Source organism: Streptomyces adelaidensis (assembly GCF_016598475.1).
GTDB lineage: Bacteria > Actinomycetota > Actinomycetes > Streptomycetales > Streptomycetaceae > Streptomyces > Streptomyces adelaidensis.
Genome location: NZ_JAEMUX010000050.1, coordinates 1 through 13099, shown reverse-complemented (window position 1 = coordinate 13099; position 13099 = coordinate 1). Strand labels below are relative to the sequence as shown.

The following is a 13099-nucleotide window of genomic DNA, read 5'->3' as shown; positions in this document are numbered from 1 at the left end:
GATATGACTGTCGACCTTGAAGGCCCCGAACCGCTGTACGAGCAGATCGCCGTCATACTCAGCGCACGCATCGCGGACGGCACGTATCCGCCCCGCCGCCGGGTCCCGTCCGAGGCGGCCATCTGCGACGAATTCAGCGTTTCGCGTCCGACCGCTCGATCCGCCCTTCAACTCCTGAGCCAGCGCGGTCTGATCGTCACCGTGCGCGGGAAGGGGTCGTTCGTCGTCGAGCGCGAGTCTCCGAACGCCGCCGAAGGCGACACGTCCGACGACTGACGCGAGCCAGACCTCTCGCCGTACCTGCTTGCGCGCAATCCCCGCGTCTCCGGACTTGCGCACAATCCTGAGCAATCCTCCGACGCGCGCACGCCCACTCCGTGCATCCTGGGGCTCCAACCAGCGCTGACGGAGGGCAACATGACGCTCAGGTTCATCGGGACGAGCAGCGACGACGGCGACTGCCCGACTCTGTACGAGATCGAGGGGACGGACGAGATTCTCGTACAGGGTTATCTCGAGACCGACCCGGGCCATCTCGCGCAGTTGCGGGATGTCAAGGAGTCCGAGGGCTTCGTCCGCGTCCCCCGCTGTCTCCTCGCGCGCCACACCCCCAGCGGCGAGCGTCCGGGTCTCCAGCCGTTCGCCTCCATCACTCACCTCTTCCATGAGTTCCGGCACACGGCATGGCGGCTGGAGACCCGGCGGGGCTACGCCACCGCCTGGAGACCCGGCGGGGCTACGCCACCGACCGCAATGGACCGAAGTGGGCGCGTTTCCTGGCGGACGAGGACATCTCCCAGGACCCGCCGAATCTCTGGAAGGACAACATCTGCGCGCAGACGCAGGCGGGCAAGCGGTTCGAGCGGGTACGGATCGTCGACGAACCGCCCACTCAGGGGCAGAAGTTCCTTCTGGCCAGCGCTCCCAACAACGTCACCGCAGGCGAGGACATCCGCAACCTCACCCGCGCCGAGGCCGAGCAACTACGGCTTCCGGAGTACGACTTCTGGCTGTTCGACTCCCAGATCGTGGCCCGTTTCGCATTCGACGACGAAGACACCACCCTCGGCGTGTACGTCACCGAAGATCCGGCCGAGGTCCTTGCCGCCTGCCAGGCCAGGGACGCGGCCTGGCACCACGCCGTACGTACCGAAGAGTTCGCCAGGCGGGTACGTTCCACCATGTGACCACCGATTTCCAGACCGCCAGAGAAGCCCTCGGTGAACGGCTGCGCGAGCTGCGCACCGAGGCAGGTCTGGAAGGCAAGGACCTGGCCGTCCGACTCGGCTGGCAGCCCTCGAAAGTATCCCGACTCCAGAATGGCAAGCAGACTCCCAGCGCCGCCGACCTCATCGCATGGGCCCGGGCCGTGGACCGCCCGGATGTCGAGGCCGAACTCCAGGGGTTGCGTGCCGGGCTGGAGATGAAGCAACGGCACCGCTCGTGGCGGCGGCAGCTGGCCAGCGGCCACCGCGGGCGCCAGGAGATCGCCGTCCGGCAGACCGACGAGACCACGGAGATCCGTGGCCTTGAAGTCTCGCGCATTCCGGGCCTGTTCCAGACGCCCGACTACGCCAGGGTCATCTTCGACTCCAATGCCGAGTTCCGCGGTATCCCGTCCACCACAGAGGCCGCCGTCGAGACACGCATGCGCCGCCAGGAGGCACTGTACAAGCCGGGCAAGTCTTTCCGGTTCCTTGTTTGCGAGGCATCGCTGTACCACCGATCGTGCCCGGCGGATGTAATGGCCGAGCAACTGGACCGGCTGTACGGCCTGGTGGGGCAGCGTCGGGTGGAGCTGGGCATCATCCCGTTCGGCACGCAGCTGCGCCGTACGGCACCGCACGCGTTCTGGATCTACGATCGGCGACTGGTGATCGTCGAGACGATCAGCGAGGAACTCTGGCTCACCGGCGATGAGGACATCGAGCTGTACGAGCGCGCCTGGGACTGGCTGGCCGAGTCGGCGGAGTACGGGGCCCCGGCACGCCGTCTGATCGGCCGGGCGCGGGCGGCACTGGACCGCGCGTAGGCAATCGGCACAAGCCCTGTGCCCGCAGATGCAATTGCGCGCAATCGGCGCGCGCCCGGGCAACCCGGCTGTCTACGGTCCTGCCCATGCCCCCAAGGACTCCCCTCTCGCCCCGCCGGTCAGGCTACGACTGGCTCCTCTCCTGCACGGACCGCCCCACCGCCGTACAACGCGCATGGCGGAACGAGGAATTGGCGCCGTTCTCCACCGGCCCGTACTGGACGGTGGCGCAGGCGCCGCTGGGGGCGTCAGTAAAGGCGATGCGGCGGATCGGGGCGGAGGGGGTGGGTCCGGTTCTCGCGGATGTGGAAATGGACCTGGCCTGGTGGCTTCTCCCGGCCGATCCGGGTGACGATCTGGACCACGTCGGGCAGCTCACGGTCCACCCACCCGGCTGGGTCCTGATGTGCCCACCCGCCCGATATCCCCTCCGTCCTCCCAGCGACCGCCTGTGGCTGGAGTACCCGGACGGGTCCGGTCGGCTCACCGATCCCGTACTCCTCGGTGCCGCGTTCGGGCTCGGCGCCCCGTCGGAGGCCTCCGGATGACGAAGACGACCATGGACCCGCCCCTCACGCTCGGCCTCCCTCTCGGCCCGCCCTCGCCGGTGGCCGGCTGTGAGGAGTGCGCCCGGCTGGCCGAGCTGCGTGGCGAGGCCACCGGGCGGGGCGACTTCTCCCGTGTCTCAGACATCAACGTCATGATGCGCGGCCATCATGGGCCGCCCGTGGGCGTGGGCAGCGGTGAGCACCTCCCAATCCCACGGACTCACGCGACCCTGGGGATCGACGAGCCGCCCGCCAAGGCGTACCGGGTGCCGTCGGGGAGGGTGTAGAAGGTCCAGGGGCGGGGGTAGTGGTGGGCCGGGTCGTAGCCGGCGAAGACGGTGCTGGTCACGGGGAGGAGTTCGATGCGGCGGGGTGGGCTGACGCCGAGGGCGCTGGAGTAGACGGGCATCGCCCACAGGCCGGTGTCGTCCGCTGCTACGCGTACGACGGAGAGGATGTTGCGGTAGGTGCCGACGAGGGGTGCGACGTCCACCTCCGGGGGGTGTGCGGGTACGTCGAGGCGGGGCACGGTGAGGCCGGCCAGTTCGCCCAGGAGTTCGCTGTGGAGGTCGGTGTGCAGGGCCACCGCGTCTCCGCCGTTGGCGAGGAGGGCGATGGCGATCCGCTGGTCCTGCACCACGTGCAGGAAGGTGTGCTGGCCGAGTCCGATGCCCGCGTGCCCGTAGACCTGCCGGCCGCCCCAGCCGAAGAGGAGCCAGCCGAGGCCTCGGTGTTCGTCGGTCCAGCCGTCGGGGACCTTGCGCTGCGGTTCGCGCATGGCCGTGGTCAGGGCCGGTGACAGCAGGCCGGCGCCGTCGGCGAGGTGCATCCGGGCGAAGGTGATGAGGTCGGCGGCAGTCGTGTAGATGCCGCCGCCCGGCCCCAGCGAACGGGGCAGATCCCAGCGGTCGATCCTGGGCGGTTGGCCAGGGTCGCCCATGTGTCCGAACGCGCGCCGGCGCTGGTGCGGCACCCCGGGCAGCGTGACGGTGTCCCGAAGGCCCAGCGGATCGAGCAGGCGCTCGCGCAGCGCCGCGTCCCAGTCCTTTCCCGTGATCCGCTCGACGACATGGCCCGCGATGATGTACCCGCTGTGGCAGTACGACACGGTCGCGCCGACCGGATGGCACTGGCCCAGCCCCGCGCAGGCCTCGACATACCTGCGCAGGCAGTCCGCGTCCGAGCCGGTGTCGGGGTGGAAGGCACCCTCGATCCCGCTGGTGTGACTGAGCAGATGACGTACCGTCACGCACTCCGTCGCGACCCGGTCCGCGAGTCTGAACTCGGGCAGCACCGCACGCACCGGGGTGTCCAGTTCCAGTCGGCCTTCGTCGATCAATTGCATGACGAGTGTGGCCGTGAAGAGTTTGCTGACCGATCCGATCTGGAAAAGGGAATCGGTGGTCATATCAACGCCGCTGACGGAATTCAGCAGACCGGAAGCCAACTCATGCACTTCACCGTCGACCAGGACCGCCAGGCAGGCCCCGGGTACGTGGTGGTTCCGCGCCAGTTCGTCAAGCCTGGCCTGCCATCGGGCACGCTCGAAGTCCATGCGGAAACGCTGCTCCGGGGGATTCCCTTTTAATCCCGAACAGGAGAGCCGAACAAGAAATCCGAACAAGGAAGTCCGAACACGGAAGCGGGGATTGTGGATTTCACCCCAGGGAAAGTGGTGAAAGCGAAAGGAGAATCGTGCAGCTATCTGTCGCCTCGGGTCCGGGCATGGGCGCCGTGAACGAAGACATCGCTCTCACCGGGCCGGACACGGTCGTGGTCCTCGACGGGGTTTCCGTTGTTCCCGGCGGTCCCCCGGCCGGCTGCGCGCACAGCACCTCCTGGTACGTGCGGCATCTCGGCGCGCGCCTGATGAGTCTGGCCGCTGTCGACCACTCCACGTCACTGACCGATGTGCTCTCCCTCGCCATCACCGGGGTGAACGGCCTGCATGACGCGACGTGCGACCTGAGCCGAGAGGATGGTCCCGCCTCTACGGTCGCGATGATCCGCCGCCGCGATGACGTCCTCGACTACCTCGTGCTGTCCGACAGCGTCCTCCTTCTCGACTGCGGGGAGGGCGGAGGCAGCATTCGGGCCATCACTGATGACACCGGTGAACAGCTCGCTCGGAAACACCTCCGCGCCGTACTCGACAGCCATGGCCTCACCGGAAGCACGGATCTCAGGGGCCTCGCCGATCTCACGACCGTCGTCGCCGAACTTCAGGCGCTCTACCTGCGCCTTCGCAACCGGCCCGGCGGCTACTGGGTCGCCTCGGCCCTCCCCCGGGCCGCGGAACACGCCCGCACCGGCACACTTCCGCTCGGGAGCGTGCGCCAGGCGGCCCTGCTCAGCGACGGGGCGAGCCGCCTGGTCGACCCGTTCGGCGTCCTCACCTGGCCCGCGCTCCTTCAGGTCCTCCGGGACGAAGGGCCGGCCGCGCTCATCGCGCGTACCCGGGAGGCTGAGATGTCGGACCCGGAGTGCCTGCGCTGGCCGCGCTTCAAGCGCAGCGACGACGCCACCGCCGTACATGTGCGCTTCAACGACACCGGCCCGCCGGCCTGATCATGCGACGACTGGGGGCGGGAGGCACCTGGTGACCGGGGCCGGGCGGCAGCCGGTGACCGGGGGGCGGGCGGCAGCCGGTGACGAGAGGCAGGCGGCAGACGGCAGACGGGCTCACGACGAAGCCCGCGCCACCAGTTCCGTCGGCAGAACCACCTGTCGCCGTTCCAAGCCTCGCGACACCGCCGGCCGGCGGTCCGCGATCTCGTCGAGGAGTAGGTCGATCATCGCGCGGCCCATCTCCTCTATGGGCTGGCGGACGCTGGTCAGGGGCGGGTCCATGTGGCGGGCGATGGCGGAGTCGTCGTAGCCGACGAGGGCCACGTCGTCGGGTATGCGGCGGCCGGCCTCGCGGAGGACCTGGCGGGCGCCGGCGGCCATGACGTCGGACTCGGCGAAGACCGCGTCCAGGTCGGGACAGCGGGACAGCAGTTCCGCCATCGCCCGCCGGCCGCCCTGCTCCGTGAAGTCGCCGGGGACGATGAGGCGCTCGTCGACCTCGCGGCCGGCCTCCTCCAGGGCCTCGCGGTAGCCCTCGATGCGGCGCTGGGCGCCGTAGACGTCCAGGCGGCCGGTGATCGTGGCTATCCGGGCGCGACCTCGCCCGATCAGGTGTTCTACCGCCGAGCGGCCGCCGCCGTAGTTGTCCGAGTCGACGGAGGGGAGCGTCTCGTGCTTGGAGCGCGGGCCGCTGATCACCGACGGGATTTCCAGCTGCGCCAGCAAATCGGGCAACGGGTCGTCCGCGTGGACGGAGACGAGCAGCACCCCGTCCACCCGGTGCGCCGCCAGGTACTGGGCCAGGCGGCGGCGCTCCCGGTCGCTGCCCGCGAAGATCAGCAGGAGCTGCATCTCCGTGTCGGACAGCTGGGCGCCCACGCCCTTGAGGATGTCGGAGAAGTAGGGCTCGGCGAAGAAGCGGGTCTCCGGCTCGGGGACGACCATCGCGATCGCATCGGTGCGGTTCGCCGCGAGGGCGCGGGCCGCCGTGTTCGGGACGTAACCGAGCTCCGCGACGGCCGCCTCGACCGCCGCGCGGGTCGCGTCGCTGACCCGGGGCGAGCCGTTGATCACCCGCGAGACCGTGCCGCGGCCGACACCGGCTCGCGCGGCGACCTCTTCCAACGTGGGCCGCCCACCGCTCCGGCCCCGTGCTCCGTGGCCTGCCACCATGGTCGCCTCCCGTTCACACCGCGCTGGCGTGGAATCTAACAGTCCTGGTCGACGTACGACGTCCGAGGCGACGTCCGAGTACGACGTCCGAGCAGTGATCAGGGGTGGTCGATCGGGGCCGCCGAGTCCGGTGTCCGACCGGAGCGGCGGGGGAACCACCGGGCGGACCACCGGGCGCGGCGGGGCCGGCGCTGCCGCCCGAACCCGGGTTGGTTAACAGCCCGATAACCGAAGACATCTCTGCGCGCTCGCTCCCTTGACACCCCCGCACGAACCGACGACTCTTCAACACATCACTTGTGGGAGCGCTCCCACGGTACCTGGCACTTACACATCCCGCACGTTCCCCGCCCGAGCCGCAGCTAGAACTAACAGGCCCAGCAACGCAGTTGGCCGGGGGGTCGGCACGTCAGGGCATCTGGAGGACGCAATGCGAGCACGTACCCTCCCCCACTCTCGGCTGCGGTCGAGCGGGGGCACCCGTATCGCCCGCAGGACGCGCAAGACGGTGGTCATCGCCGCCGTCGCCGCGCTGAGCGCCGGGCTGCTGGCCGGCTGCGCTGACGACGGCAAGGACGAGGACGACTCGTCGTCGGACGGCGGCGGCGGCGGCGGCAAGACCAAGATCACCCTGGGGCTCTTCGGCACCGCGGGCTTCGAGGAGTCCGGTCTGTACAAGGAGTACGAGAAGCTCAACCCGGACATCGACATCCAGCAGACCGTGGTGGAGCGGAACGAGAACTACTACCCCGCTCTCCTCAACCACCTGACCACCGGCAGCGGTCTCCAGGACATCCAGATGGTCGAGGTCGGCAACATCGCCGAGATCGTCCAGACCCAGTCGGACAAGCTTCTCGACCTGTCGAAGTACGGCAAGAAGAGCGACTACCTGGACTGGAAGTGGCAGCAGGCCACCACGGCGGACGGCCAGACGATCGCCGTCGGCACCGACGTCGGCCCGATGGCCATCTGCTACCGCAAGGACCTCTTCCAGGCGGCCGGTCTGCCCACCGACCGCGAGGAAGTCGGCAAGCTGTGGACCGGCAGCTGGGACAAGTTCGTCGAGACCGGCAAGAAGTTCCAGGAGAAGGCGCCCGAGGGCACCACCTTCCTGGACTCGCCCGGCGGTCTGCTGCAGGCGATCCTCAGCGGCGAGAAGGACCGGTTCTACGACTCTTCCGGCGAGGTCATCTACAAGACGAACCCGGCCGTCAAGGATGCCTTCGACCTCACGGCCAAGGCCGCCGAGGACGGGCTGATCGGCAACCAGACGCAGTTCCAGCCGGCCTGGGACACGACGATCGCCAACAGCAAGTTCGCCGCGATGTCCTGCCCGCCGTGGATGCTCGGTTACATCAAGGGCAAGTCGAAGCCCGAGTCGGCCGGCAAGTGGGAGATCGCCCAGGCGCCGAAGTCCGGTAACTGGGGCGGTTCCTTCCTGTCCGTGCCCAAGAACGGCAAGAACGCCGAGGAGGCCGCGAAGCTGGCCGCCTGGTTGACCGCACCCGAGCAGCAGGCCAAGCTCTTCGCCGTGCAGGGCAGTTTCCCGAGCACCCCGGCCGCCTACGACTCGGCCGCGGTGAAGGACGCGAAGAACGACATGACCGGTGACGCGCCGATCGGCACGATCTTCGCGGAGGCCGCCGAGAACATCCCGGTCCAGACGATCGGTGCGAAGGACCAGATCATCCAGCAGGGCCTGACCGACAACGGCGTGATCCTCGTGACCCAGGGCAAGTCGGCCGAGGAAGCGTGGAAGAACGCCGTCAAGACCATCGACAACGCACTGGACAAGTGACCGGTATGCCCACACGGCACGACACCGCCGCGCCCCCCGCGAAGGGGGGCGCGGCCCCGGCCCGCCCGCCCGCGGGGTCCGCGAACGAGGAACGCCGCCGGGCCCGGCTGTCCCGCCGCTGGCAGCGGGACGTACGCTGGAGCCCGTACGCCTTCGTCTCGCCCTTCTTCCTGCTGTTCCTCGCCTTCGGCCTGTTCCCGCTGCTCTACACCGGCTGGGCCTCGCTGCACACCGTGGAACTGACCGCCCCCACCGACATGAGCTGGGCGGGGCTGCGCAACTACACCCGGATCTTCGACGACGAGTTCTTCTGGAACGCCGCGAAGAACACGCTGATCATCGGGATCATCTCGACCGTCCCGCAGCTGATGATGGCGCTGGGTATCGCGCACATCCTCAACTACAAGCTCCGCGCCTCGACCTTCTACCGGGTCGTGATGCTCGCCCCGTACGCCACGTCGATCGCCGCCGCCACCCTGGTCTTCGTGCTGCTCTTCGGCCGCGACTACGGAATGATCAACTGGTTCCTCGGTCTGGTCGGGTTCGACGCCGTCGACTGGCAGAACGACACCTGGTTCTCGAAGATCGCCGTGTCGACCGTCGTCATCTGGCGCTGGACCGGCTACAACGCGCTGATCTACCTCGCCGCGATGCAGGCGATCCCGCAGGACCTGTACGAGTCGGCGGCCCTCGACGGCGCCAGCCGTTGGAAGCAGTTCATCCATGTGACGCTGCCGTCGCTGCGCCCGACGATCCTGTTCACCGTCGTCGTGTCGACCATCGGTGCCTCGCAGCTCTTCGCCGAGCCGCTGCTGTTCGACGCCAACAAGGGCGCGTCCGGCGGTCCTCAGCACCAGTTCCAGACGCTGGGCCTGTACCTGTACGAGCAGGGCTGGGTGAACCAGCATCTGGGCCGCGCCTCTGCCATCGCCTGGACGATGTTCCTGATCCTCATCGTGGTCGGAATCATCAACTACGTCATCTCGCGCCGGCTGCGCGCCAGTAGTTAGGAGACCGGCCGTGACGACGACAATCACCAAACCTCCGGCCGACGCGGTGCCGGAGCCGCCGAAGAACGGGCGGCGCAGGCGCGGGCTGAAAGCGGCGCGGGCGGGCGGGCAGCATCACGCCGGGCCCGTCGCATACCTCGTCCTCATCGCGTTCACCCTGGTCTCGGTGTTCCCGCTGTTCTGGACGGCGATCGCCGCCTCGCGCGACAACGCGCGGCTGGCCGAGACCCCGCCGCCGTTCTGGTTCGGCGCGAATCTCTTCGACAAGCTCGAAGTGGCCTGGAAGGACGCCAATCTGGGCGAGGCGTTCCTCAACACGACGATCGTGGCGGGTGTTTCGTCGCTGACCATCGTCGTCCTGTCCACACTCGCCGGGTTCGCCTTCGCCAAGCTGCGCTTCAGGGGCCGGGGTGCCCTGATGCTGATCGTGATCGGCACGATGATGGTGCCGCCGCAGCTCCAGGTGATCCCGCTCTACATGATGGTCGCCAAGCTCGACTGGACCGACCAGCTCCAGGCGGTGATCCTGCCCTCGCTGGTCAGCGCGTTCGGCGTCTTCTTCATGCGGCAGTACCTGATCCAGGCCCTGCCCGACGAGATCATCGAGGCGGCCCGCGTCGACGGCGCGAGCAGCTGGCGGGTGATCTGGCACGTGGTGTTCCCCGCCGCGCGGCCCGCGATGGCCGTCCTCGGCATGCTGACGTTCGTCCAGACCTGGAACGACTTCCTGTGGCCGTTCCTCGTCCTGACCCAGCTGGGCAACCCGACCGTCCAGGTCGCGGTCGCCGGCCTGGGCCGCGGCTACACCCCCGACCAGGCCCTGATCATGGCGGGCGCGCTGCTCAGCACGCTGCCGCTGCTGCTGGTCTTCGCGGTCTTCGGCAAGCAGATCGTGGGGGGCATCATGCAGGGCGCGGTGAAGGGCTGAGGCCGAGGCCCTCCTTCGTCAGCGCGTCTTCAGGGGGCCGGGTCGCCGCTGCCTCGGCCCCTGTTCCTCTCCTCTCCCGCTATCCCCCCACCCACCTCCGTCGGTCTTCACGACCACCTATGGGAGCGCTTCCATGCCTGAGCCCACAACGCCGGTGACCTTTCCTCCCGCCTTCCTCTGGGGCGCGGCTACCTCCGCGTACCAGATCGAGGGGGCGGTGCGGGAGGACGGCCGTACGCCTTCCATCTGGGACACCTTCAGTCACACCCCGGGCAAGACCGCCGGTGGTGAGCACGGTGACATCGCTGTCGACCACTACCACCGCTACCGCGACGACGTGGCGCTGATGGCGGACCTGGGCCTCAACGCGTACCGCTTCTCGATCTCCTGGTCGCGGGTGCAGCCGACGGGGCGCGGCCCCGCGATCCAGCGCGGCCTCGACTTCTACCGCCGTCTGGTCGACGAGCTGCTGGACAAGGGCATCAAGCCGGCCGTCACCCTCTACCACTGGGACCTCCCCCAGGAGCTGGAGGACGCGGGCGGCTGGCCCGAGCGGGAGACGGCCCACCGTTTCGCCGAGTACGCGCGGATCGTGGGCGAGGCGCTGGGCGATCGCGTGGAGCAGTGGATCACCCTCAACGAGCCGTGGTGCACGGCGTTCCTGGGCTACGGCTCCGGGGTGCACGCGCCCGGCCGTACGGACCCGGTGGCGTCGCTGCGCGCGGCGCACCATCTGAACCTGGCGCACGGGCTGGGGGTCTCGGCGCTCCGCTCGGCGATGCCGGCCCGGAACTCGATCGCGGTCAGCCTGAACTCGTCGGTCGTACGACAGATTTCGGACTCTCCTGAGGACCGGGCGGCGGCTCGGAAGATCGACGACCTGGCGAACGGTGTCTTCCACGGTCCGATGCTGCACGGGGCGTACCCGGAGAGCCTGTTCTCCGCCACCGCCTCGCTGACGGACTGGTCGTTCGTGGAGGACGGCGACGTGACGACCGCCAACCAGCCGTTGGACGCGCTGGGGTTGAACTACTACACGCCCACCCTGGTGGGCGCGGCGCCCGCCGACGCGAGCGGCCCGCGCGCCGACGGCCACGGCGCGAGCGACCACTCCCCGTGGCCGGGCGCCGACGACGTCCTCTTCCACCAGACGCCGGGCGACCGTACGGAGATGGGCTGGACCATCGACCCGACGGGTCTGCATGAGCTGATCATGCGGTACTCGCGGGAGGCTCCGGGCCTGCCGCTGTATGTGACGGAGAACGGGGCGGCGTACGACGACAAGATGGACGCGGACGGCCGTGTCCACGACCCCGAGCGCATCGCCTACCTCCACGGGCACCTGCGCGCCGTCCGGCGCGCGATCGCGGAGGGCGCGGATGTCCGTGGCTACTACCTGTGGTCCCTGATGGACAACTTCGAGTGGGCGTACGGGTACGGGAAGCGATTCGGCACGGTGTACGTGGACTACGCGACCTTGGCCCGGACCCCGAAGTCGAGCGCGTACTGGTACGGGCAGGCGGCCAAGACGGGGGCACTGCCGCCGCTGGTGACGACTACGCCATAGGCCGGGGGCAGGGGAGCCCTCCGGGGGGGGGGACGGGGGAGCGGGGGTCCGGGGCGCGGTGCGATCAGGGGTGCACCGTGCCCCGGGCGTTTCTCGTTACGCGCGCCCCCAACTCGAACCATGTGGCCTTGCCCGGCCCCGGCCCATGCGTGCACACGCCCCACGTGTCGGCGCCGTAGGAGATGAGGTGGATGCCCCGGCCGTCCTCGTCGCCCTCGGTCGCGGCGCGGGCGGTCGGCACACCGGGGGCTTCGTCGTGGACGAGGACGCGGAGGCGGGTGGGGGTGGGCCAGCCGGCGCGGAGGGTGACCGGGGTGGTGCAGCCCTTTGCCCCACAGGCGTTGATGGCGTTGGTGACGGCTTCCGAGGTCAACAGGACTGCGATATCGGTGAGTTCGGGGTGATCGGAGGCGGTGAGGAGGGTGCGGACGGTTTCTCGTGCGGTGCGGACCCAGGCGGGGTGGGGCGGGAAGACGAGGGATACGCCCATGGGGTCGGCCTTTCGGTGGGGTTGAGCGTGCACGCGCTGACCAGGTCCGGGCCTTGCGCCTTGGTAACCGGCTTGAGGGCGGGGGTACTTCCGCGTGACGCGGGGTGAGCGGGTTGCTGCCGACGCTAGGGCCACCCGTGGGAAAGTTACAACCGTGTACGGCGAGCTTCCCCCTGAAGGGTGACACCCCTCAAGCGCGTTGGACGCTGGCGCGAGCCGCGCGACAAACTGCGGCGCACGGCCACAAGGAGGACCGCATGCCACCGAGGACCAGCCCCAGCGAACGCCAGCGGCGTCTGGGTGCCGAGCTGCGCACACTGCGCATCCGAGCCGGGTTGTCAGGCGACACCGCGGCGAAGCTCATCAAGGCCGAGCGGACGAGAATCAGTCACATCGAGTCCGGCCGCGTCGATGTTCCGCGCAACGGGATGTACAGGCTGCTCCGCGCGTACGGCTGCCCCGAGGGGGCCTACTTCGAGAACCTGCTGGAAATGGCCCACGAAAGCGGCAAGGGCTGGTGGGGACAGTTCAGAGACACGATCGGACCGGCGGCCAGGGATCTGGCCGAACTCGAATCCCGTTCACACGTGCTACGTACACACGAGCCGCTCCTCATTCCCGGCATGCTCCAGACCGAGGACTACGCCCGCGCCGTCCTCGGAGCCACCGAGGCCGACCCTCATCGCGCCGGCCGATACACGCAGTTCCGGCTTGCCAGGCAGCGCGTTCTGACCGGCCACCCCGCTGTGACGTATCACGCGGTCATCCATGAGGCAGCGCTCCACACCCACGTGGGTGGCCGGGCAACCATGCGCAGACAACTGTTGCGGTTGATCGAGGTGTCCCGACTGCCCAACGTCAAGGTGCAGGTGTACCCGTTCGAAGCGGGGAACTACGCCGCGCACACCCAGTCGTTCGTCATCTACGGTGCCGCGGCCCCCGAACTGGACACGGTTTACCTGGAACACCCGACGCAATCGCTCTT

At 69.0% G+C, this 13099-nt stretch carries 12 protein-coding genes and 1 pseudogene; 10 read left to right on the top strand and 3 right to left on the bottom strand.

Annotation, left to right across the window (positions count from 1 at the left end):
* Positions 1 to 3 precede the first annotated feature (3 nt).
* The 4 genes and pseudogenes from I8N67_RS25940 (at position 4) to I8N67_RS25925 (ending at position 2580) form a co-directional block, all read left to right on the top strand.
* Positions 4 to 276 carry a GntR family transcriptional regulator gene (locus I8N67_RS25940; protein ID WP_200306109.1) on the top strand — a complete coding sequence of 91 codons (273 nt, stop codon included), beginning with the start codon at positions 4 to 6 and terminating at the stop codon, positions 274 to 276.
* Between the two features lie 141 nt (positions 277 to 417).
* Positions 418 to 1187 (top strand): annotated as a pseudogene (locus tag I8N67_RS25935) (DUF6879 family protein).
* Positions 1184 to 2032, top strand: coding sequence for a helix-turn-helix domain-containing protein (locus tag I8N67_RS25930; RefSeq protein WP_200306107.1), 849 nt, complete (start codon positions 1184 to 1186; stop codon positions 2030 to 2032). The pseudogene I8N67_RS25935 and the gene I8N67_RS25930 overlap by 4 nt, the downstream one beginning before the upstream one ends.
* Positions 2033 to 2118: 86 nt before the next feature.
* The gene (locus I8N67_RS25925; protein ID WP_200306105.1) at positions 2119 to 2580 is read left to right on the top strand and encodes a hypothetical protein; all 462 of its coding nucleotides are present in this window, start codon (positions 2119 to 2121) and stop codon (positions 2578 to 2580) included.
* A 220-nt stretch (positions 2581 to 2800) separates the two neighbouring features.
* Here the strand turns inward: I8N67_RS25925 and I8N67_RS25920 are convergent, their stop codons facing one another.
* Complete coding sequence (locus tag I8N67_RS25920; RefSeq protein WP_200306103.1) at positions 2801 to 4135, bottom strand: serine hydrolase domain-containing protein; 1335 nt, start codon at positions 4133 to 4135, stop codon at positions 2801 to 2803.
* Between the two features lie 140 nt (positions 4136 to 4275).
* Here I8N67_RS25920 and I8N67_RS25915 point away from each other — a divergent pair, with 140 nt between their 5' ends.
* The gene (locus I8N67_RS25915; RefSeq protein ID WP_200306101.1) at positions 4276 to 5148 is read left to right on the top strand and encodes an integrase; all 873 of its coding nucleotides are present in this window, start codon (positions 4276 to 4278) and stop codon (positions 5146 to 5148) included.
* 114 nt (positions 5149 to 5262) lie between these two features.
* On the opposite strand, the gene I8N67_RS25910 is transcribed toward I8N67_RS25915, so the two are convergent.
* Complete coding sequence (locus I8N67_RS25910; RefSeq protein ID WP_200306188.1) at positions 5263 to 6318, bottom strand: LacI family DNA-binding transcriptional regulator; 1056 nt, start codon at positions 6316 to 6318, stop codon at positions 5263 to 5265.
* 433 nt (positions 6319 to 6751) lie between these two features.
* On the opposite strand from I8N67_RS25910, the gene I8N67_RS25905 reads away from it, so the two are divergent.
* From I8N67_RS25905 to I8N67_RS25890, 4 genes are all read left to right on the top strand, one after another.
* Entirely contained in the window at positions 6752 to 8119 is a 1368-nt protein-coding gene (locus tag I8N67_RS25905) for an ABC transporter substrate-binding protein (protein WP_200306099.1), read from the top strand.
* 5 nt (positions 8120 to 8124) lie between these two features.
* A complete protein-coding gene (locus I8N67_RS25900; RefSeq protein ID WP_200306097.1) occupies positions 8125 to 9129 on the top strand; it encodes a carbohydrate ABC transporter permease in 1005 nt (334 codons plus the stop codon).
* A gap of 10 nt (positions 9130 to 9139) precedes the next feature.
* Positions 9140 to 10057 (top strand): carbohydrate ABC transporter permease, encoded by a 918-nt coding sequence (locus I8N67_RS25895; RefSeq protein WP_200306095.1) that lies wholly within the window; start codon positions 9140 to 9142, stop codon positions 10055 to 10057.
* A 133-nt stretch (positions 10058 to 10190) separates the two neighbouring features.
* Positions 10191 to 11624 (top strand): GH1 family beta-glucosidase, encoded by a 1434-nt coding sequence (locus tag I8N67_RS25890; protein ID WP_200306093.1) that lies wholly within the window; start codon positions 10191 to 10193, stop codon positions 11622 to 11624.
* A 64-nt stretch (positions 11625 to 11688) separates the two neighbouring features.
* Here the strand turns inward: I8N67_RS25890 and I8N67_RS25885 are convergent, their stop codons facing one another.
* A complete protein-coding gene (locus I8N67_RS25885; RefSeq protein ID WP_200306091.1) occupies positions 11689 to 12114 on the bottom strand; it encodes an ATP-binding protein in 426 nt (141 codons plus the stop codon).
* Between the two features lie 257 nt (positions 12115 to 12371).
* Here I8N67_RS25885 and I8N67_RS25880 point away from each other — a divergent pair.
* The coding region (locus I8N67_RS25880; RefSeq protein ID WP_200306089.1) for a helix-turn-helix domain-containing protein at positions 12372 to 13099 on the top strand (728 nt) is incomplete at its 3' end.

Excerpts from the sequence above, each read along its gene's own strand:
- I8N67_RS25940 (WP_200306109.1), top strand. The coding sequence starts at position 4 with ATGACTGTCGACCTTGAAGGCCCCGAACCGCTGTACGAGCAGATCGCC.
- I8N67_RS25925 (WP_200306105.1), top strand. The coding sequence starts at position 2,119 with ATGCCCCCAAGGACTCCCCTCTCGCCCCGCCGGTCAGGCTACGACTGG.
- I8N67_RS25920 (WP_200306103.1), bottom strand. The coding sequence starts at position 4,135 with ATGGACTTCGAGCGTGCCCGATGGCAGGCCAGGCTTGACGAACTGGCG.
- I8N67_RS25905 (WP_200306099.1), top strand. The coding sequence starts at position 6,752 with ATGCGAGCACGTACCCTCCCCCACTCTCGGCTGCGGTCGAGCGGGGGC.
- I8N67_RS25900 (WP_200306097.1), top strand. The coding sequence starts at position 8,125 with ATGCCCACACGGCACGACACCGCCGCGCCCCCCGCGAAGGGGGGCGCG.
- I8N67_RS25890 (WP_200306093.1), top strand. The coding sequence starts at position 10,191 with ATGCCTGAGCCCACAACGCCGGTGACCTTTCCTCCCGCCTTCCTCTGG.
- I8N67_RS25885 (WP_200306091.1), bottom strand. The coding sequence starts at position 12,114 with ATGGGCGTATCCCTCGTCTTCCCGCCCCACCCCGCCTGGGTCCGCACC.